19 protein-coding genes and 2 pseudogenes are annotated in these 17,873 nt (G+C 71.0%); 13 read left to right on the top strand and 8 right to left on the bottom strand.

Features of this window, described 5'->3' with window-relative positions; all coding sequences use genetic code 11:
- Nucleotides 1–53: 53 nt before the first annotated feature.
- On the bottom strand, nucleotides 54–1,712 hold the full coding sequence (locus ACWCQS_RS05970; RefSeq protein ID WP_451003311.1) for a penicillin-binding transpeptidase domain-containing protein: 1,659 nt from the start codon (nucleotides 1,710–1,712) through the stop codon (nucleotides 54–56).
- Nucleotides 1,713–1,986: 274 nt separating this feature from the next.
- On the opposite strand from ACWCQS_RS05970, the gene ACWCQS_RS05965 reads away from it, so the two are divergent.
- Nucleotides 1,987–4,323, top strand: a complete 2,337-nt coding sequence (locus tag ACWCQS_RS05965) for a glycosyl hydrolase family 95 catalytic domain-containing protein (RefSeq protein WP_451003310.1) — start codon at nucleotides 1,987–1,989, stop codon at nucleotides 4,321–4,323.
- A 25-nt stretch (nucleotides 4,324–4,348) separates the two neighbouring features.
- Complete coding sequence (locus ACWCQS_RS05960) at nucleotides 4,349–4,486, top strand: hypothetical protein (protein WP_451003309.1); 138 nt, start codon at nucleotides 4,349–4,351, stop codon at nucleotides 4,484–4,486.
- A 200-nt stretch (nucleotides 4,487–4,686) separates the two neighbouring features.
- Here ACWCQS_RS05960 and ACWCQS_RS05955 read toward each other — a convergent pair whose 3' ends face one another.
- On the bottom strand, nucleotides 4,687–5,253 hold the full coding sequence (locus tag ACWCQS_RS05955; RefSeq protein ID WP_451003308.1) for a TetR/AcrR family transcriptional regulator: 567 nt from the start codon (nucleotides 5,251–5,253) through the stop codon (nucleotides 4,687–4,689).
- Between the two features lie 84 nt (nucleotides 5,254–5,337).
- Here ACWCQS_RS05955 and ACWCQS_RS05950 point away from each other — a divergent pair, with 84 nt between their 5' ends.
- Nucleotides 5,338–6,261: an SDR family oxidoreductase gene (locus ACWCQS_RS05950; protein ID WP_451003307.1), complete on the top strand. Its 924-nt coding sequence runs from the start codon at nucleotides 5,338–5,340 to the stop codon at nucleotides 6,259–6,261.
- A gap of 38 nt (nucleotides 6,262–6,299) precedes the next feature.
- Here the strand turns inward: ACWCQS_RS05950 and ACWCQS_RS05945 are convergent, their stop codons facing one another.
- Entirely contained in the window at nucleotides 6,300–6,488 is a 189-nt protein-coding gene (locus tag ACWCQS_RS05945; protein ID WP_451003306.1) for a hypothetical protein, read from the bottom strand.
- 110 nt (nucleotides 6,489–6,598) lie between these two features.
- Here ACWCQS_RS05945 and ACWCQS_RS05940 point away from each other — a divergent pair, with 110 nt between their 5' ends.
- The 3 genes from ACWCQS_RS05940 (at nucleotide 6,599) to ACWCQS_RS05930 (ending at nucleotide 9,073) form a co-directional block, all read left to right on the top strand.
- Nucleotides 6,599–7,246, top strand: a complete 648-nt coding sequence (locus ACWCQS_RS05940; protein WP_451003305.1) for an erythromycin esterase family protein — start codon at nucleotides 6,599–6,601, stop codon at nucleotides 7,244–7,246.
- Nucleotides 7,247–7,299: 53 nt separating this feature from the next.
- Nucleotides 7,300–7,698, top strand: coding sequence for an ACT domain-containing protein (locus tag ACWCQS_RS05935; protein ID WP_451003304.1), 399 nt, complete (start codon nucleotides 7,300–7,302; stop codon nucleotides 7,696–7,698).
- Nucleotides 7,699–8,116: 418 nt separating this feature from the next.
- A complete protein-coding gene (locus ACWCQS_RS05930; RefSeq protein WP_451003303.1) occupies nucleotides 8,117–9,073 on the top strand; it encodes a MerR family transcriptional regulator in 957 nt (318 codons plus the stop codon).
- 39 nt (nucleotides 9,074–9,112) lie between these two features.
- Here ACWCQS_RS05930 and ACWCQS_RS05925 read toward each other — a convergent pair whose 3' ends face one another.
- The gene (locus ACWCQS_RS05925) at nucleotides 9,113–9,766 is read right to left on the bottom strand and encodes a DUF7003 family protein (protein ID WP_451003302.1); all 654 of its coding nucleotides are present in this window, start codon (nucleotides 9,764–9,766) and stop codon (nucleotides 9,113–9,115) included.
- A 146-nt stretch (nucleotides 9,767–9,912) separates the two neighbouring features.
- On the opposite strand from ACWCQS_RS05925, the gene ACWCQS_RS05920 reads away from it, so the two are divergent.
- Nucleotides 9,913–10,305 carry a hypothetical protein gene (locus ACWCQS_RS05920; protein ID WP_451003301.1) on the top strand — a complete coding sequence of 131 codons (393 nt, stop codon included), beginning with the start codon at nucleotides 9,913–9,915 and terminating at the stop codon, nucleotides 10,303–10,305.
- 28 nt (nucleotides 10,306–10,333) lie between these two features.
- Here the strand turns inward: ACWCQS_RS05920 and ACWCQS_RS05915 are convergent, their stop codons facing one another.
- Entirely contained in the window at nucleotides 10,334–10,822 is a 489-nt protein-coding gene (locus ACWCQS_RS05915; protein WP_451003300.1) for a GNAT family N-acetyltransferase, read from the bottom strand.
- Nucleotides 10,823–11,130: 308 nt separating this feature from the next.
- On the opposite strand from ACWCQS_RS05915, the gene ACWCQS_RS05910 reads away from it, so the two are divergent.
- Complete coding sequence (locus ACWCQS_RS05910) at nucleotides 11,131–11,781, top strand: hypothetical protein (RefSeq protein WP_451003299.1); 651 nt, start codon at nucleotides 11,131–11,133, stop codon at nucleotides 11,779–11,781.
- Nucleotides 11,782–11,923: 142 nt separating this feature from the next.
- On the opposite strand, the gene ACWCQS_RS05905 is transcribed toward ACWCQS_RS05910, so the two are convergent.
- Complete coding sequence (locus tag ACWCQS_RS05905) at nucleotides 11,924–12,880, bottom strand: hypothetical protein (RefSeq protein ID WP_451003298.1); 957 nt, start codon at nucleotides 12,878–12,880, stop codon at nucleotides 11,924–11,926.
- Nucleotides 12,881–12,970: 90 nt separating this feature from the next.
- Here ACWCQS_RS05905 and ACWCQS_RS05900 point away from each other — a divergent pair, with 90 nt between their 5' ends.
- Both ACWCQS_RS05900 and ACWCQS_RS05895 read left to right on the top strand, forming a co-directional pair.
- The gene (locus ACWCQS_RS05900; protein ID WP_451003297.1) at nucleotides 12,971–13,555 is read left to right on the top strand and encodes a GNAT family N-acetyltransferase; all 585 of its coding nucleotides are present in this window, start codon (nucleotides 12,971–12,973) and stop codon (nucleotides 13,553–13,555) included.
- A 27-nt stretch (nucleotides 13,556–13,582) separates the two neighbouring features.
- Nucleotides 13,583–14,134 (top strand): mycothiol transferase, encoded by a 552-nt coding sequence (locus ACWCQS_RS05895; protein ID WP_451003296.1) that lies wholly within the window; start codon nucleotides 13,583–13,585, stop codon nucleotides 14,132–14,134.
- Between the two features lie 38 nt (nucleotides 14,135–14,172).
- Here the strand turns inward: ACWCQS_RS05895 and ACWCQS_RS05890 are convergent, their stop codons facing one another.
- On the bottom strand, nucleotides 14,173–15,375 hold the full coding sequence (locus ACWCQS_RS05890; RefSeq protein WP_451003295.1) for an MFS transporter: 1,203 nt from the start codon (nucleotides 15,373–15,375) through the stop codon (nucleotides 14,173–14,175).
- Between the two features lie 56 nt (nucleotides 15,376–15,431).
- Here ACWCQS_RS05890 and ACWCQS_RS05885 point away from each other — a divergent pair, with 56 nt between their 5' ends.
- Both ACWCQS_RS05885 and ACWCQS_RS05880 read left to right on the top strand, forming a co-directional pair.
- The gene (locus tag ACWCQS_RS05885) at nucleotides 15,432–16,010 is read left to right on the top strand and encodes a CGNR zinc finger domain-containing protein (protein WP_451003294.1); all 579 of its coding nucleotides are present in this window, start codon (nucleotides 15,432–15,434) and stop codon (nucleotides 16,008–16,010) included.
- Between the two features lie 164 nt (nucleotides 16,011–16,174).
- Nucleotides 16,175–16,480: pseudogene (locus ACWCQS_RS05880) on the top strand (SDR family oxidoreductase); the annotation flags it as partial.
- Between the two features lie 174 nt (nucleotides 16,481–16,654).
- On the opposite strand, the pseudogene ACWCQS_RS05875 reads toward ACWCQS_RS05880, so the two are convergent.
- Nucleotides 16,655–17,296, bottom strand: a pseudogene (locus ACWCQS_RS05875) (YihY/virulence factor BrkB family protein); the annotation flags it as partial.
- A 120-nt stretch (nucleotides 17,297–17,416) separates the two neighbouring features.
- On the opposite strand from ACWCQS_RS05875, the gene ACWCQS_RS05870 reads away from it, so the two are divergent.
- A complete protein-coding gene (locus tag ACWCQS_RS05870; RefSeq protein ID WP_451003515.1) occupies nucleotides 17,417–17,809 on the top strand; it encodes a DUF2267 domain-containing protein in 393 nt (130 codons plus the stop codon).
- Nucleotides 17,810–17,873 lie beyond the last annotated feature (64 nt).

Below are 17,873 nucleotides of genomic sequence, written 5' to 3'. Positions count from 1 at the left end.
CGAGGACACCGCTCCCCGGCAGGAAGGGGCGCCCTCCCGCCGGGGGTCACGATTCAGCTGCCGGTCAGCAGCCGTCGTACGACATACCCCGCCGAGTCCACGCCCGAGCTGCCGCCCTCGACGAGCGCCGCGGCCGAGATGCGGGAGTTGTAGGCCGTCAGCCAGCCGTTGGTATGGTCGCCTTCCTCCGCGGTGCCGGTCTTGGCGCCGACACCCACCAGCCCGCCCAGGCGCGGTGCCGCCGTACCGCTGGTGGCCACGTTGCGCATCATCGACTGCAGATAGCCGGCCGTGCGGGCGGAGATGGGCCGGGACGCCGTCTCCTGGTGCTGTCCCGGCAGGATGACCGGCTGCTCGAAGCCGGCGCCCCGGACGGTGGCCGCCACGGACGCCATGAACAGGGGCGTGGCGGTGACCTTGCCCTGGCCGATGAACTGGGCAGCCTGGTCGCCGCCCTGGACGTCCGGCGGAATGCTCGGGTCCGTGGTGGCGACTCCCCCGCCGATGGACCAGCTGCCCATGCCGAAGACGTTCACCGCCTCGTCGTGCAGCGCGGAGGCGTCGCCGTCGTGCACGAGGTAGTGGAAGCCGTCCTTGATGAAGGACGTGTTGCAGGACACCGTGAACGCCTGGGCGAGGGAGGAGCCGGGGTCGGCCCGCACGCCGGAGTCGTTGTGGAACAACTGGCTGTTGGCCATCAGCGAGTCCTTGCACGGCGCCGGGCTGCTCGGATCGAGACCCGCCTTGTCGAAGAGGGCCGCCGAGGTGATGATCTTCATCGTGGAGCCGGGGGACTTGATGCCGTTGACGGCGATGTCGCCGTCGTCGCCCGAGTGGGCGATCGCCAGGATGTGGCCGTTGCGCCAGTCCAGCGCGACGGTGCCGGCGGGCTTCTGCTGAAGGTGGGCATCCTTCACGGCGCGCTCGGCCACTGCCTGGAGACCGGCGTCGATGGTGGTCCCGACGACCGCGGGGCGGCCCTTGGAGAAGACCTTCAGCGTCTTCACGCCCGCGCCGCCGGAGTCGACGACGGCCACACCCGTTCCGGGGGTGCCACCCGTGGGCTTCGCGTTCTTGCCGATCGTGGCCGCGATGTCCCGCAGTGACGCAAAGCCGGAGAGATCGGTCTTGCCGTCGCTCGCCACGACCTTCGTGCCGCCCGCGCCGGCCGGCAGCTCGCCCGCGGTCAGCGACTGGCCGTCGCTCAGGCCCGGATAGAGCACCGAACTGTTCCAGTGGACCGCCGTCCGGCCGTTCTTGCTCTTCAGCACGGCCACCGCGCTCGGGTAGCTCCAGGTGCCGCCCGCGACCTGGGCGGTCACGTCGAAGGTGACCTTGGTGGCGCCCTGCGTCACCGACGAGGGACCCACCGACACGATGTGACCGAACGACAACTTCTTCAGGTGCAGGCCGTCCGCGTAGCCCCGCAGCGCCTGCGCGGCCGTAGCGGCCACGTCGGTGTCCCCCGCCGCGCCGTCCAGGCGCTGCCGGGACCAGTCGTCCAGGAACGCACGGGCCCGCTTCACCGCCTCGGCGTCCGACGGGGGCGTGCTGGACAGCGCCGACGGGTCGAAAGCGCGCGCGTCCCGGGAGTCATTGCCGCCTGCCGAGCCCGAGGTCAGGCCGTGCAGGATGTTGTACGTACCGATTCCCCCAAGAGCGAGCAGCGCGGTGCAGGTACCGGCTATGCCGATCTTCACAGCTCTGTTCATGCGCAGGATCGTATGTATGCCCCATGAATGGATGTGCTGATTGTCGGTAGATCGTTATCCGAATGTCAGGCTTGCTCATCGCCCGGCTGAAGCCCGACCCGGACCCGTTACCGAATCTCGGCCGCTGCCCGAGCTGACGACCCGACAACGCGCCATATACATCGGATGTGTTGACCAGTAGCGGCTGTCGAATTCATTGACACGCGCCTGAGCCATCCCTACGGTCCCCGATACACCCGATGTTTCGATGAACCGTCAGGTTTGGAGGACCACGATGACCTCGCAGCCGGAGAAGCGCTCGCCGGTTCCCCGCAGATCCGTACTCGGTACCGCGCTGGGCGGGGCGGCCGTGGCGGCGCTGCCCGGGACGGCCCGCGCCGCACAGTCCGCAGGGACGGTGCCGTCCGGTGGCGCCGGATCGAGCGGCGAAGGCGCCGGCCGGCCCTGGAGACTCCGCGACACCATGACCTCCGGCAGCGCGTGGGACGAGTTCCTGCGCGGCCAGGACCTGCTGTGGACCAGGCTGCCGACGCTCTGGTACGAGGGCCCGTTCCTCGGGGACGGGCTGCTCGGCAGCATGGTCTACCAGGAGCCGGGCGCCAACCGGATCCGTTTCACCGTGCAGCACGGCCGAGTCCAGGACCACCGGCCCGAGTTCGGCAGCGGCTGGGGCACCTGCCGGCTGCCGGTCGGGCATCTCACGCTCGATCCGGTCGGCACCATCACCGCCGTCGACTGGCGACTGAGCCTGTGGAACGCCGAACTCACCGGCACCGTCACCACCACCGCCGGCACCCTCACCCTCTCCGCGCTCATCCACGACGAGGTCTTCGCCGCCCGCGTGACGGCGGCCGGCGGCGAGAAGGTCACCTGGACGTTCCACCCCGAGGAGGCCATCAGCCCCCGCAAGATCCAGGAGGCTCCGCCCGCCGGCTACACCGGCAACCCGCCCTGGACCACCCGGACCACCGCGGACGGCACCGCACAGGTGCTCCAGCCGCTGACCGGCGGCGGCCAGACCGCGACCTCCTACCGCCGCTCCGGCGACGACCTCCTGCTCAGCGTCGGCCACAGCTTCCCCTCGTCCACCGCCGCCGAGGCCGACTCGCTGCGCAACCTCCGGCGCGCGCCGTCGTACGGCGTCCTGCGGCGCCGGCACACCGGCTGGTGGCACGCGTTCTACCGGAAGAGCTTTGTGTCGTTCCCCGACCAGCGGCTGCAGAGCTTCCACTGGATCCAGCTCTACAAGGTCGCCTCCGCGAGCCGCGCGGGCGGCCCCGTGATGGCCACCTCCGGGCCGTGGCTGGAGCCCACGCCCTGGCCGGCGGTCTGGTGGAACCTCAACGTCCAGCTGGAGTACTGGCTCATCCAGGGCTTCAACCACCCCGAACTCGACTCGCTCGCCAGCACGTTGCGCCAGAGCCAGGAACAGCTCACCGCCAACGTGCCCGCCGCCTACCGCTCGGACGGCTCCGGCATCGGCCGCAGCTCCGACATGTTCTGCGACCGCGAGGTGGGACAACCGGGCACCGGAGCCGAGACCGGCGACCTCACGTGGGCGCTGCACAACGTGTGGCTGTCGTATCGGCACTCCATGGACACCTCCCTGCTGCGCGACACGGTCTACCCCCTACTGCGCCGGACGATCAACTACTACCTGCACTTCCTCAACCCGGGCAGCGACGGCAAGCTCCACCTGCCGAGCACACTCTCACCGGAATATCCCGTCGTACCGCCGCAGGACACCAACTACGACCTGGCCCTGATCCGCTGGGGCTGCCAGACGCTCCTTGACTCGGCGCAACTGCTGGGGATCGACGACGAGTTGACGCCGCGCTGGCAGGAGGTGCTGGCCCGGCTCACGCCGTACCCGGTCGACGACAACGGCTTCATGATCGGCGCCGACACCCCGTACGCCCAGTGCCACCGGCACTACTCGCACCTGCTCATGGTGTACCCGCTCCACCTCGTCAACTGGGACCAGCCCGAGAACCGCGACCTGATCACGAAGTCGGTGGTCCACTGGCACGCGCTGACCGGAGCCCACCGGGGCTACAGCTACACCGGCGCCGCCTCGATCTACGCGATGACCGGGGACGGTGACACCGCGATCGGCTACCTGCGGAAGTTCTTCGACCCCAGCACCCGGTACCCGTGCCGCGCCAACACCCACTACACCGAGGCCGGTCCGGTGATCGAGACGCCGCTGTCCGCCTCCCAGTCGCTGCACGACATGTTCTGCCAGAGCTGGGGCGGTGTGGTCCGGGTGTTCCCGGCCGTTCCGTCCGCCTGGAAGGATGTGACCCTGCACAACTTCCGTACCCAGGGCGCCTTCCTGGTCAGTGCCGTGCGCAAGGCGGGGGCCACCCGGTTCATCCGGGTCAGGAGCCTGGCGGGCGAGCCGCTGAGGCTCCGGCACGGTCTGAGCGGGACCCTCACCGCGGTGCTGGACGACGGCACCCCGGCCCGCACCCGGGACCTGGGCGACGGCACCCTCGCCATCGACCTGCCCGAGGGCCGCGAGGTGCTTGTGCACTCCGGTGCCCGGCCCGACCTCGTCATCGCGCCCGTCGCCGTCAGCGAGCCGGGCGCGGCATGGGGCCTGCCGTAGCCGCCGTCCAGGAGGGAGGATTCCCGTGGCTGTTCCACTGATCAGGGCGAGATCCGGTACGGTCATCGAGCCGTCGTCCCTCGGTATCGTCACCGAACAGGCCGATCTGTCATGGGGGTTCCACTTCGTGCAGCGCAAGGACCGTACGGTCGAAGACCGGTGAGTTCTGCGCGGCGGCGACGCGTTCTCCTTCGACATCACCGCGAACGGCGGTTTCGCCGGCATCGCCTGCCTCTGGCATCCGGGCATCACCACCTGCTACCGCTGATCCCTCGCGCACGAGCGGCCGAACTGCCCTGCGCCGACGGGGCGGTTCGGTCGCGCGCACGACCGGGCCGGGCAGCACCGGTTGCCGTGCGTGGCCTAGACGCCCGAGGTCACAGCCTTCAGTTCGGTCAGTGACTCCCGGATCAGCTGCTGCATGGCGCGTTCCTCGCCCGGTGCGATCCAGCGTTCGAAGGCGACCTTGAAGACGGCGACGGCAGCCTCGGCGGCCAGACTCGCGGTGGGCGCCGGGATGCCGCGGCCGCGCAATGTGTCGGCGAGCGCGGCCGCCAACGACGCGAGCTTGATCAGCTCGCGCTCCTGGAGTTCCGCGTTCGCCGTGATCACGGCCTGCCGCCGGCGTGCGAACTCGCGCCGGTCGGCGAACAACTCTGCGACGGCGTCGAGCCCGACCGTCAGGGCGTCGAGCGGGACCGCGGTCTGCGGAGCGCCGGCGACCGCCCGGACGAACAGGTCCTCCAGCTCGCCCGCGCCGGCGAAGAGCACCTCGCGCTTGTCGGCGTAGTGCCGGAAGAAGGTCCGTTCCGTGAGCCCGGCCCGCTTGGCGATCTCCGCCACGGTGGTCTGCTCGTACCCGTGCTCGGCGTAGAGCTCCAGCGCGGCCTTCGCCAGGCGTCCGCGCGCGTCCGGCTCCCATCTACCCATGCCGAGATCTTACGTGATGACAGAGGCTGACATCAGGTGTAGCGTCTATGACAGTCACTGACATCGAAAGTCTGGGGTCTCCTCATGCGCATCTTCGTCACCGGCGCTTCCGGCTGGATCGGATCCGCCGTCGTACCCGAGCTCATCGGGGCGGGTCACCAGGTCGTCGGGCTCGCCCGCTCCGACTCCTCGGCCACCGCGCTCACCGCGGCGGGCGTGGAGGTCGTCCGCGGCACGGTCGACGACCTCGACCTGCTGCGGGACGCGGCCGCCGCGTCGGACGGGGTGATCCACCTCGCCTTCAAGCACGACATCGCCTTCAGCGGCGATTTCCAGGGCGCCGCCGAGGCCGACCGCCGCGCCGTCGACGTCTTCGGCGAGGCGCTCGCCGGCAGCGACCGGCCCTTCGTCCTCGCCTCCGGCCTGGCCGGTCTCGCACCCGGGCGGGTGGCGACCGAACAGGACAGGGCCGCGTTCGACGGCTCGACGGTCTCGATCCGCGCCACCACCGCACAGGAGGTGCTGGCGTTCGCCTCGCGCGGCATCCGCTCCTCCGTGGTACGGCTCTCGCCGACCTGTCACGGCGAGGGGGACAACGGATTCATGGCGACACTGGTCGCCATCGCCCGCGAGAAGGGCGTCTCCGGTTACATCGGAGACGGTGACAACCGCTGGCCGGCCGTCCATCGCCTCGACGCCGCGCATCTGTTCCGTCTGGCGGTCGAGCAGGCCCCGGCCGGATCGGTGCTCCACGGGGTCGCGGAGGAGGGCGTCGCGATCCGTGACGTCGCCGAGGTGATCGGCCGGCACCTCGACGTGCCGGTGGTCTCCGTGGCAGCCGAGGAGGGGGCCGGGCACTTCGGCTGGATGGCCGGCTTCATCGGCCTCGGCCTTCCGGCGTCGAGCACGCTGACCCGCGAACTGCTGGGCTGGAAGCCGACCCAGCCGGGTCTCCTCGAAGACCTCGACAAGGGCCACTACTTCCACGCCCCTGCCGCCGGCGCCTGACGGGACTTCGTCGCCCCGGGTGCCGGGACGCCGAGTGCCTACGGCAGGAGAAGGGCGATCGGCACATCGCCGGGCTCGACGCCCCGGCCATAGCTGCCGATCGCCACCGGGCCGATGCCTGCGACGGCCGCCTCCCCCACCGGCAGGAACTCGAACTCGGTGCGGACCTCGTCCACCCCGATGCCGGTCTTCGTCTCCCCAGCGCACTGCGCATCGAGCCGGCTCACCTCGCGGACGGCGGCCTCGGCCCGGTGCCGGTCGGCGTGGGGGAGAAACCCCGCAGTGTCACCCGGCGCCGCTGGCTGAGGCCGAGAGGCTGCGGTCGATCGCGGACGACATGCTCACCACGCTCCACGCACGCGCCCCGGAACTGATCGCGGCGACCTCACGCGACGAGTGGTTCAGGGCCAGGACCCATCTCACCGCCGGCCTCGGCCTGCTGCGCTACCACAGGCAGTCGGCACGGCCCCTGGAGCCGAGTCCCCGGATCGCCGGCCTGCTCGCCGCCCGGGACGCGCTCATGGCGCAGAACCTCCTGGACATCCGGAGCACCGAGGACAGGCGAGGTGCGACCCTGCTGTTCGCGCACAACCTCCATCTGCAGCGGAATCTCAGCATCTGGCAACTGGGCGACCGGGGCGCCGAGTGGTTCTGCGCCGGTGCCATCGTGGCGTCCCTGCTGGGCGAGCGGTACGTCTGTGTCGCCGGCAGTCTGGGGCGCAGCGAGGCCCTCGGGCTTCAGGACCCCGCCCCTGACATCTACGAGGGCCTCCTCCAGAGCCGTATACCCACCTGGGGATTGGAGGCGGCCACCGCTCCCCCGGCCGCCCACACGCGGACGGACACACATCCCCGGCAGGGCTACTCCCGCTCGACCGGGCGACGTTCGACGCGGTGGACGCGGTCCTCCACATCAGCGACGGCACGACCGCCGGCACACCGGCATGCCTCTGGTCGCCACCGGGAGGCGACGGCGACGCCATGACCGGGACCGCCCGCCTCCGAGGCGAGCGGCCGGTCGGCCCGTAGGGTGGGGCCGTGACCGGCGAGACTGATCTGCAGACACTGCTCAGCGACATGCGTCCGGAACTGAATCCGGGCCGCTATGTCTTCACCATGGCGGAGGGCGGCGTGCCGTCCGGTGTCACCCCGGTGGTGACGGTGGCCGAACAGGAGGGCCTGACCCTCGTCGTGTCCCAAGCGGACGCGGACGCGGCGGGGATGGCGTACGACTATGTGGCCGGATGGATCACCCTACGGGTCCATTCCGCGCTGGCATCGGTGGGGCTGACCGCCGCTGTCTCCCGGGCCCTCGCCGACGCGGAGCTGAGCTGCAACGTCGTCGCCGGCTTCCACCACGACCACCTCTTCGTGCCCTACGACCGCGCCGAGGAGGCCCTGGACGTCCTGCGGCAACTGGCGCGTGACTCCTCCTGACCCGTCGAGGACGGTGCCGCTGGGCGTCGCCGCAGCGGGCGCACGGCGATGCCCGTGTCGCTCTGCGGGCGTGGTGGGAGGCGGCGGAACGGCGATGCTCCGGCACATCGTTCGAGGCTCGGCTGGGGCACCGACTCACCGAGGCCCACACTGTGGGCGGTGCCCCGGCCGTACGGTGACGGCCGCTGGGAGGTACGGCTCGTGCTGTCGCTTCGTGGCCGCTCGGTTCTCCGCCCTGTCGCCGTGGTCGGCGCCCGCATCCTTCACGCGGCCGCCTCGCTACCGGGGAGACCCTCCTGTGACGGCACACCCGGGGCGGTGGAGGGGTCCGAGAACCCCGTCGGCCACCGTCCCGCGCCTCGGAACGCCTTGACCTTGCCGCTGAGGGCAGGGTTTAGCGTGTGAGCGAGGTGAACGCATGAGGATCAGTGAGCTGGCACGTGAGGCCGGTGTGACGACCAAAGCGGTGCGGTACTACGAGTCACTGGGGCTGATCACACCCGAGCGCCTGCCCAATGGCTACCGGGACTACGGCGAGGACGACGTACGCCTCGTACGGGAGATCAGGACGCTCCACCGGCTCGGTATCCCCGTCGAGCGCACCCGGCCCTTCCTCGAGTGCCTGGCCGCCGGACGGGCGCACGCGGACGACTGTCCCGCCTCGCTCGCGAGCTACCGCGAGGCCATCGACGAACTCACCGGGCGCATCGAGTCCCTGACCGCCCGCCGCGCGACGCTGATCGCCAACCTGAACGCGGCCGCTCACCGGGGCAGCGATGGCACACCGGCCGAGGAAAGCGGCACCGGACGCCTGGACCATCTGACACTGCCCGCGGATCTGCCCGTCCCTGAGGACGACGGTGCGGCGGCCCATCTCCCCGGCGTGAAGGTGCCTGGTCTCGCCCTGCTCGACACGGCGGGCCGAACGGTCCGCCTGGACCGGCTAGGCCCACGGCGCACGGTCGTCTATGTCTACCCGCTCACCGGCCGCCCGGGCACGGACCTTCCCGAGGGCTGGAACTCGATTCCCGGAGCCCGTGGCTGCACACCCGAGTCATGCGGCTTCCGCGACCACTTCCACGACCTGCTCGAAGCCGGCGCGGGCCGTGTCTACGGGCTGTCCAGCCAGGACATTGACTACCAGCACGAGGTCGTGGAGCGGCTGGGACTGCCCTTCGACATGCTCTCCGACCCCACCCTCGGCGTGGCCGACGCGCTCGGTCTGCCCACGTTCGAGGTCGAGGGGATGCGGCTGTTCAGGCGCCTGACGCTCGTGCTCCGCGGCGGTGTCGTCGAGCACGTCTTCTACCCGGTCTTCCCGCCGAACGAGCACGCCCAGCAGGTGCTGACCTGGCTGCGCGAGAACCCTCTGTAGGCACCGGACCGACCTGCCGAGGTCGGCCCGGCGGCCGGACTACAGCGTGCCCGCGTCGGACCAGTGGGACCAGTGGGTGTTCGCCGGGAGCGTGGGCCGGTAGCGCTCCGGATCGCCGCACGACAGGACCTCGGCGATCAGCCGGAAGGTCTCATGGCCGCTCGGCATGACCTCAGCGAGGTCTTCCGGCTGGTTCCACTCGTCCAGGCACAGCAGCACCGGCAGGTCGGAGGGGACGGCGGACCTGAGTTCCGCCGCGTCCGCGAGCAGCAGGTCCCTGTGCGCGGGCACCAGGCGGCGGAACACGTCCTCCAGCGGCGTACCGGTGTCGGCGCCGACCGTCAGCGGCCTGCCCCGGACGACCACCGGGACTCCCCCTGCGTAGACCTCGTCGCCGTCGGGATCGATGTCGTCCATGTTGTCCACCCGGTCGAGGAAGCTCCCGAAACCCGGCTCGTCACGGGTCAGGCAGTTGCCGAAGCAGTGCAGGACGTCGGTGAGGTTCCCGACGCGCGGGTTGTATCCCAGCAACTCGGCGACCATCGCCCAGCGCGTGCCGTCGCCGAACAGGTGGATCCGCGTGTCGACGGGGTAGTAGTAGCCGTTCTGCAGATCCGGGAACTCGGCCATGTCCGCGCAGAGATCGAACTGTTCGAGGATCGACGCGGTCGTCGGTGCGGTCGGTGTGGTCACGGGCGTCAGGCTACGGCCCTCTTCGGCCGGATCTCGCGCCGGCCCATGGTGTCTCCGTGCGCGGCCACGTGCCGGTGCCGGTGCCAGGCAGGGAAGCGGCTGGAATGCCCGGTCCGGCGGCGCGACACTCCGTTGGTCGTGCGTGAATGCGGTACAGGGAGGACCGGGCGGATGAGGACGACCCGGCTGGGACGCAGCGCGGTGGAGGTCACGGAACTGGCTACGGCGGCGGTCCCCTCGGCGACCTCTTCGCACCGCTCGACGACGACACCGCCGCGAACACGCCGACCGCCGCCTGGAGTTGTGGCATCCTCGCCGCCCCGATCTTCAACTCCGGCCTGCTCGCCGCACCCCGTCCCGCCGAGGGAGCGTCCTTCGACTATGCCCCGCCCTCACCGGGGGTACTGCGGCAGGCACGGAAGATCGCTGCCGTGTGCCAGGCACATGGTGTGACTCCCTTCCAGGCGGCGATGGCGTTCCCTGGTCGCGCCAGGTCTCCTCGACGAGCGGGCACCGGTGCGGAGCTGAGCGCCGGGTGACACGTCGTACGCTTTCGGCTTTCGGCGGCTATGGCTCTTCGTTCGCGCCACCGACATGGCCTGCGGACACATGGGCGGAGGTGGGCTCGCGGACCATGAACACATCCACGGAGTCCTCGGTCTCGACCCCGAATCCGTGCCGCTCGTAGAGGCGTCGGGCCCGGCTGCCCCGGAGCACGTTCAGCCGGATCCGGGTGCCGTCGCGGTCGCAACGCTCCAACAGAAGCCGGAGCACAGCCGATCCGATGCCCCGGCCCTGCAGGCTCGGGTCCAGGTAGAAATGCTCCAGCCGGTGCGCGTCGTCCGCCGGCCGCAGCGCCACGCATCCGGCCAGGACACCGCCCGTCTCGATCACCCAGGTGTGCTCCGGTGCGAACCCGTCCCGCAGCCGCTGCCGCACCCGGTGCTCGCCGTACCGCCCGAGACGCTCCAGGTCCGCTCTGAGCACCACGGCCCGCAGCGCGGCCACCGCCTCGACGTCCGCCGCCGATGCGGGACGCAACTCCCAGTCCGCCATGATCGCGATGCTGGCGCGGCGGGATTCGGGCCGAATCCGGGGCCACAGGTCGGCCGCGTCCAGCCATGGGAAGTGTCCCGCGCCGGGCGGCCCCCGCAAGACACGTTGAGCGACAGGGATGGCACAGGGGTGCGACGGCACACGGAAGAACGGCACACCGAGGCGCAACGCACAGGGTTCACTCAGTGGAAACCCGCCGGCCCATCCGTATCATCCATGTGTCGGGGGACCCCGCAGGACAACTCCCGCTCCCCGCCTGCCCCAACCGCGGGCGACGGAGCGCACCAGAGTCACGATTGGAGCCACAGATGCCTGAGCCCACCGCCCCCGTCACCGAGTTGACCTCCCAGTACGTCAGCCAGGTGACCAACGACCTCGAGCACAACGTCAAGGAGCAGGAACGCATCACCGCCGAAATCTCGGCGCTTCAGGAGCAGTTGGCCGCCCTTCAGCACGACCAGACGATTCTGGTGAACATGCGGCAGGCACTCGGTGTCGCCACCCCGGTGAGCGCGCCCGCCCCGGCCGAGGGCGCCGTGGTGCCCGCCCCGCGCACGAAGTCCGGCACCGAGTCCGGGACGCGCCGATCGCCGAAGAAGGCGGTTCCGGAGCAGTCCGGGGGCAAGAAGCAGCCCGCCAAGAAGCCTGCGGCGACGAAGTCCTCGGCGAAGAAGGCAACCACCCAGTCAGCCCAGCCCACCCTCATCGAACTGGTCCGCCGCCACCTCGCCGAACAGCAGGAGCCCCGCTCCGCGGCGGAGGTCACCGAGGCGCTCGACAAGGCACACCCCGAGCGGGAGATCCAGACCAAGGTCATCCGCACCACTCTGGAGAACCTCGTGGCCCGCAACACGGCCCAGCGCACCAAGCAGGGCTCGTCCGTCTTCTACACCCTCAACCCCGCGTCCGATTCGGCGGCGTCGAACCCGGAGGAGTCCCGGCCTGACCCGGCCGAATGAGCCATGGCGACATCGCCCCGTCCCCCATCGACAAGTGTCAACGGGGTCCGGACGGGGCGATTCAGCGCATCTGACTCTCCCGCTTCGGTCACCGCAAGGGTGTTCGGCGAATTGACGAGGAATCAGGAGGTGGTAGCGCGACTCACAAACCGGCCGTGGCCCTCTGCCGGGTCTGGTCGAACTCGGTCACCGGATCGCCGCCGGTCTGCCAGGGCCACGCGGTGACGACGCCACCGATCTGCTCGAAGACGGAACCCGCCTCGGCGCGCCGGTCCGCGGCGACCAGGGCGTAGGCGAGGAGGTTGAGGTCGGCAAGCGCCTTGGCATGGCGCAGAAACCCCGGCTGGGTCCAGGTGTGCGCCGCGCGGTCGAGGGCCTGTGTGGCCATGAGCTGTGACCAGTGGTTCCGGGCGACCAGCGCCTCCAGCCCGCCGCGGTCGAGGATGGCGTGGTACTGGTGGACCTGGGCAGTGAGTTCGGTCGCCACGCACGGTGCGTTGGCGGGCATGCGGGCGCGCAGGGTGTCCACGAACTCCAGGACCTGGATGCGCGATCCGGCCTCGTCCGGGCTGAGGTAGGCCAGCATGTTCAGATAGGCCTCGCGGTTCCAGCGATCGCGTGCGAGCACCTCGTTCCACAGCCCGAAGACCTGCGACTGCTCCCGGCGGTCCAGGCGTGCCACGGCGAGGAGGGCCACCCAGGGAGTGGGGTCCTCCGGGGCGAGTTCGGCGGCGCGCAGACAGACATCGACGGCGCCGGCGGGGTCCTCCAGCTGCCCCTGTGCGCGGGCCTGCGCGACCTGGGTCCAGGCCTGCAGGACGAGTGCGTCCACATTGCGGGGCTCGCGCGTGACCCACGACCGCGGCAGATGCGATCCGACGAGGTACCCCGCGAGTACGTCCATACGATGCGTCCGGCGGTCCCAGTCGCCTGCGTCCTGCGCCAGGAGGCGGGACATCTGCGCCACACACAGTTCGGTGGTCGCGATGGTGCCGGTCCTGGTGGTCGCCACAAGTGACTTCAGCAGCTTGCCCAGGTCCTGGTCATCGAGTTCGGGAGCAAGGCGGGCCCTTCTGCGGCGACTGGAAAGAAATGCCATGTGCGGAGGCTAGGGCGGATCGGTGGGCGCGCAAGGCCTGGGCCGAGATCGTTATGGTTTTACACGTACAACTTGCCCATATTCCCGTCCATGCCCGAGATGCAGCTGCTCCGTCCGGCTCATGCCCCCGCATTGTTCGCCTTCGAGCAGGAGAACCGGGCCTACTTCGCCGCGTCCGTCCCCGACCGGGGTGACGACTACTTCGCCCGGTTCGACGAGCGGCTCCGTGCCCTGCTCGCCGAGCAGGAGGCCGGTCTCTGCTTCTTCCATGTGCTGGTGGACGAAGGGAGCGAGGTGCTGGGCCGGATCAATCTCGTGGACGTCGCGGACGGCGGCGCCGACCTCGGGTATCGGATCGCAGAACGCGCCGCGGGCCGGGGGCTCGCCACCTGGGCGGTGCGGGAGATCTGCCACCTGGCCGCCCACCGCTACGGGCTGACGGCCCTCCGTGCCGCGACCACCCTCGACAATGCGGCATCGCGGGCCGTACTGGCCCGATCGGGGTTCGCCGTCGTCGGCGAGACCCGGCTCTCCGGCCGCCCCAGCCTGTCGTATCTGCGCAGTCTGTCGGATTTCACCGCCCGGCTGGACGCAACGGCCGGCCAGGTCCTGTGCGGAGTCGTGATCAATGGGTTGAAGGCGGGCACACCGGAACCCCACCGCGGGTTTCGGTGACTGTCGCCCGGCGCCCATGATGTGGCCATGAAGATTCCCGACCGACGGATCGAACTGTTCACCGGCACCGGCAGCGAGCACCGGTTCACCGGCCCCGCGACCGGTGACGAACGGAGCATGCTCGTGGCCGTGCTGGACGCCCAGCGCGCCACCCTGAAGCTGAAGTGCTCCGGGCTGGGGCCGGAGTTGGCCCTGCGGTCCGTGTCCCCCTCCTCGCTCTCCCTGCTCGGCCTCGTCCGGCACCTGGCCGACGTGGAACGCCGCTGGTTCCGGGCCGTGCTCGCCGGGCACGACGTCGAACTGCGCTTCTCCTCCGCGGACGTGCCCGAGGGCGACTTCGACGGCGCCGGCCCGGACCCCGAGGTCGTCGCGGAGTCCTGGGCGGCCTGGCGGGCGGAAGTCGCCTTCGCGGAGGCGTTCGTCGCCGAGGCCTCACACCTCGACATCGAGGGCCACGACCCCTGGCGCGGCACGGTCTCGCTGCGCTGGGTGCTCATCCACATGATCGAGGAGTACGCGCGTCACAACGGACACGCCGACCTGATCCGCGAACGCATCGACGGCGCGGTCGGTGTGTGACTCCGGGCGGCTGTGCCGCCCCCGCTCCACAGCGCAGATCATCCTGGCCCGAAAGTCTCTTCGGACGCTTCGCCGGCGTGCAGTGGTACGGCGAAGAAGGCCGGCGCCGCGCAGGCCGCCACGCCCGCTGCGGTTGCCAGTGTGCCGGGAAGGGACCAGGTCGCCAGGGGACCTGCGATCGCCGCGCCCGTTGCGAACGCGGTGATCTTGAGGCTGGCGCCGGTGGTGAAGATCTGGCCGCGCAGACGGTCCGGAGCCTCCCGGTGGCGTATCGCGAACAGTGCGGTGAGCTGCGGCCCTTCACCGATCCCGGCCAGCAGCAGGGCCACGACGAGCACGGCCGGGCGGCCTGTCGCCGCCAGGGCGAACGCGCCGGCCTGGATCAGGGCGCCGGCCCAGATGACCGGGTCTGGGGCGACGTACTGCGGGAATCGTGCGATTACGGCGTTGGCCACCAGGGCCGAGACGGCCGCGCAGGACAGCAGCAGCGCGCCGCGCCCCGCCGCGCCGAGGACTCGTTCCCCCAGCAGCGGGACGCAGGCCGTCAGCATGCCCTGCGCGGCACAGCACACGACCGAGGCCAGGGTCGCCCGCGCCAGCCGGGGATTGCCCACGATGACCCGCGTTCCGGCGGCGAGGTCACCGATCAGCGCACCGGGCTGCCGCTCCCGTACCCGCGCGGTACGCGCCGGCAGGGTCCACGCCGCCGGTGCCGCCGAACCGATGAGCGCCGCGGACACCACGACGGCTGCAGGTGCCCCCAGCACCTCGGCCAGACCACCGGCGAGGACCGGACCGGACAGGCTCGCCACGCCGAAGGTCATGGCATCGAGCGCGTTGGCCCGTGGCAGCCGGTCCGCTGCCGCCGCCCTCGGCAGCTGACCCGTCCAGCCGCCCGACAGCGCCGGCCCCAGCAGGCCGGTCAGGACGGCGATCAGCACGATGACGGTGAACGGGAGCCTGCCGAGCCCCACGAGGATCACCGCGACGCCGGCGGCGTAGAGGGCGAGCGCGGCGGCCAGCAGCCGTCCCGGCCGCCGCTGTCTGTCGAGCACCGCGCCCAGCAAGGGGCCGCCTGCGGCCGCCGCGGCCGTGATGCCCGCCAGCAGCGCCGCCGCTTCGGAGGCCGAGCCGGCGACCGCGTATCCCGCCAGCATCAACGCCGGTCCCGACATCTCGTCCCCGACACGGGCCATCGTCGCCCCCGCGAAATACCTGATCATCACGTAACGCCTGGTCATCCGAGTGACGTTACGGAGGTAACTCAAAACTCCGCAATATGCGTTACAGTGCGCTGATGTCCCCCAGCAACGGCGCCGACGGCGACTGGTCCACCCGGCACTCCGTCCTGACCATGGCCCGCCGCACCGCCGCTCTCGTCAACGTCCTCGCCGAGGACCGCCCCCACCCGGGCCATGTGGCGGAGGTGCTGCTCGCTCACGGCGAGACGGGCCCCGTGCACCTCACCTCCCGGGATGTCGCGCAGATGCGGGAGGCCGCGGACCGGCTGCGAGAGGTCTTCGCCGCCGAGGGCGCCGACGAGGCAGCCGCCGTCCTCAATCGACTGCTCGGCGAACACACCGGGCCGCTCCGTCTGACCTCACACGGTGGCGACACGCCCTGGCATCCCCACCTCGACCGCGACGACGACGCTCCCTGGGGTGAGTGGCTCCTCGCCTCGTCCTGCCTGGCCCTGACCGTTCTCGTCTGGGACCGCCAGCTCCCGCCCGGAAGGATCTGTGCGTCGGCCGTCTGCCGGAACGTCTTCATCACCCAGGGCCCCGGCCCCCGACGCCGCTACTGCTCCCGGCGCTGCGCGACCCGCGAACGGGTCGCGGCCCACCGCCGCGCCCGCTCCACGCAACCGCCCGGGTGATCGCCAGGAGCGGGGCCGTTCCTCACCGCTGCGCGCGGGCAAGCCACACCAACTCGCCGCGGTAGGCCTGGCCCTCCGCCACCTACGCTCGGCCCTGCACACCACCTGAGGCGCGGACACCACGGCCCGACGGCTAGGAACGGCTGCCGTCACACATCACCCATCACGCGCCGGGCCCCGGCGCCACCTTGTACGCGATGAGCAAGTCGGCCGTCGTCGGGCTGACGAAGGCGCTGGCCCGCGAGCTGGGCGAGCGCGGGATCACGGCGAACGTCGTACATCCGGGCCCGACCGACACCGACATGAACCCCGCCGACGGTCCCTTCGCGTCCGCTCAGGCGGCCATGACCGCTCTCGGCCGCTTCGGCACAGCCGAGGAGGTGGCCTCCGCCGTGGCTTATCTGGCGGGGCCGGAGGCGGTGTACGTGACCGGAGCGGAGCTCTTCGTGGACGGCGGGTACGCGGCGTGAGCGAGCGGGGCGCACCGTGCTTCCGGGCCTCGGTGCGCCCGCCCTGAACCGCCGGACCGGTCATGTCTGGCGCAGTCGGCGTACGTCGTCCTCGTGCCACTTCCTGGTGTCGCGGGGCTGAGGGTTCGGCTCGGCCCCCGGTGGATCGCGATCATCACCGTGACCAGCAGGACCAGCGCCGGCCACAGAGAGCACCATCAGCATGACGGTGACGCCTATCCGCAGCGGCAGGATCTTCCACACCGGGCGGCCCTCCGGCAAGTCGTAGACGGCGTTGGCGGCCCGGATGAAGGCGGCCACGTACCCGGAGGCCGACCAGACCGCCAGTACGACGCCGACGACGGTCATGACCGATCCGGTGCCGGCGTTGTTCTGCAGCTGCTCCATGGACCTGGTGACGATGTCCCGGGCGGAGCCGGGCGCGAGGTGCCGGAGATCGGCCAGCACCTTGCCGGTGACCGACCTGCCGGCGATGCCCAGCAGTGACACCAGGACCAGCAGCGCCGGGAAGAGGGCGAGAACCCCGTAGTAGGTCGGGGCGGCGGCCCAGTCGGTCAGCTCGTCGTCCTGGAACTCGCGCAGGGAGCCCTTCAGCACCGCACCCCAGGCCCGATTGGGCAGTTGCGCCGGTGTGTCGGGCGTGGCCCGCTCGATTCGCTGATCGGGCCCGGCGTCCTGCGGCGTCGGCACGCGCGACCCCAGGGCGTCGCCGCCGTGGCGGTGGCTGCGCCCGGCAGGATGCGGCTTCGGAATGCGGGCCGGGTAACCCGGGCTCGCGGTTCCCAGCAGGCGTGCCCGTCGGATCCGGCCGTGCATCCCGCGGTGGGCTGGGTACTGGGACCGAGTCCGACGTATGGGCCGGGCGCGCCTGAGACGGCTCGGGTGCCGGGGACACGGGCGCAGCGGTGAAACGGCACCGAAGTGGAGGTGACGATGATGAGGTATGACGAGTTCCTCGCCCGTGTGCGCGAGCGCGGCGAGTACGCCAGCCAGGACGAGGCGGCGCAGGTCACGGAGGCCGTGCTGAGTGTGCTGGCGCAGCGGATCAGCCCTGGGGAGATCGACGACCTCGCCTCCCAGCTGCCCGGACCGCTGGGCCCGAGTCTGGCCGACGCGAAGCAGCCCCGGCCGGAGCGGTTCGGGGTCCAGGAGTTCCACCGCCGGGTCGCCGAGCGGATCGGGAGCAGGCCGCGCACGGCCCAGTGGGACGCCGGCGCGGTCCTGACCACGGTCGCCGACAGCGTCAGCGGAGGCGAGCTGAACCAGGTCTTCAGCCAGCTCCCGTCGAGCTACGCCGCCCTGTTCGGCAAGACGGACCTGGCGGACTGAGCCCGGCACCCTGTGTCGGCATCGGGGCGTGCCTGCTGATTGACCGCGCCGGTGGGGTGGGTTT

It is taken from the genome of Streptomyces sp. NPDC002076 (genome assembly GCF_053593835.1).
The sequence above is the reverse complement of the archived record's forward strand: the minus strand, read 5'-3'. Positions and strand labels throughout refer to the sequence as shown.

What these genes read in the sequence shown, in the direction of transcription:
- ACWCQS_RS05970 (WP_451003311.1), bottom strand. Translation starts at nt 1,712, where the DNA reads ATGAACAGAGCTGTGAAGATCGGCATAGCCGGTACCTGCACCGCGCTG.
- ACWCQS_RS05965 (WP_451003310.1), top strand. Translation starts at nt 1,987, where the DNA reads ATGACCTCGCAGCCGGAGAAGCGCTCGCCGGTTCCCCGCAGATCCGTA.
- ACWCQS_RS05955 (WP_451003308.1), bottom strand. Translation starts at nt 5,253, where the DNA reads ATGGGTAGATGGGAGCCGGACGCGCGCGGACGCCTGGCGAAGGCCGCG.
- ACWCQS_RS05950 (WP_451003307.1), top strand. Translation starts at nt 5,338, where the DNA reads ATGCGCATCTTCGTCACCGGCGCTTCCGGCTGGATCGGATCCGCCGTC.
- ACWCQS_RS05940 (WP_451003305.1), top strand. Translation starts at nt 6,599, where the DNA reads ATGCTCACCACGCTCCACGCACGCGCCCCGGAACTGATCGCGGCGACC.
- ACWCQS_RS05930 (WP_451003303.1), top strand. Translation starts at nt 8,117, where the DNA reads ATGAGGATCAGTGAGCTGGCACGTGAGGCCGGTGTGACGACCAAAGCG.
- ACWCQS_RS05920 (WP_451003301.1), top strand. Translation starts at nt 9,913, where the DNA reads ATGCGGTACAGGGAGGACCGGGCGGATGAGGACGACCCGGCTGGGACG.
- ACWCQS_RS05915 (WP_451003300.1), bottom strand. Translation starts at nt 10,822, where the DNA reads ATGGCGGACTGGGAGTTGCGTCCCGCATCGGCGGCGGACGTCGAGGCG.
- ACWCQS_RS05910 (WP_451003299.1), top strand. Translation starts at nt 11,131, where the DNA reads ATGCCTGAGCCCACCGCCCCCGTCACCGAGTTGACCTCCCAGTACGTC.
- ACWCQS_RS05905 (WP_451003298.1), bottom strand. Translation starts at nt 12,880, where the DNA reads ATGGCATTTCTTTCCAGTCGCCGCAGAAGGGCCCGCCTTGCTCCCGAA.
- ACWCQS_RS05900 (WP_451003297.1), top strand. Translation starts at nt 12,971, where the DNA reads ATGCCCGAGATGCAGCTGCTCCGTCCGGCTCATGCCCCCGCATTGTTC.
- ACWCQS_RS05895 (WP_451003296.1), top strand. Translation starts at nt 13,583, where the DNA reads ATGAAGATTCCCGACCGACGGATCGAACTGTTCACCGGCACCGGCAGC.
- ACWCQS_RS05890 (WP_451003295.1), bottom strand. Translation starts at nt 15,375, where the DNA reads ATGACCAGGCGTTACGTGATGATCAGGTATTTCGCGGGGGCGACGATG.
- ACWCQS_RS05885 (WP_451003294.1), top strand. Translation starts at nt 15,432, where the DNA reads ATGTCCCCCAGCAACGGCGCCGACGGCGACTGGTCCACCCGGCACTCC.
- ACWCQS_RS05870 (WP_451003515.1), top strand. Translation starts at nt 17,417, where the DNA reads ATGAGGTATGACGAGTTCCTCGCCCGTGTGCGCGAGCGCGGCGAGTAC.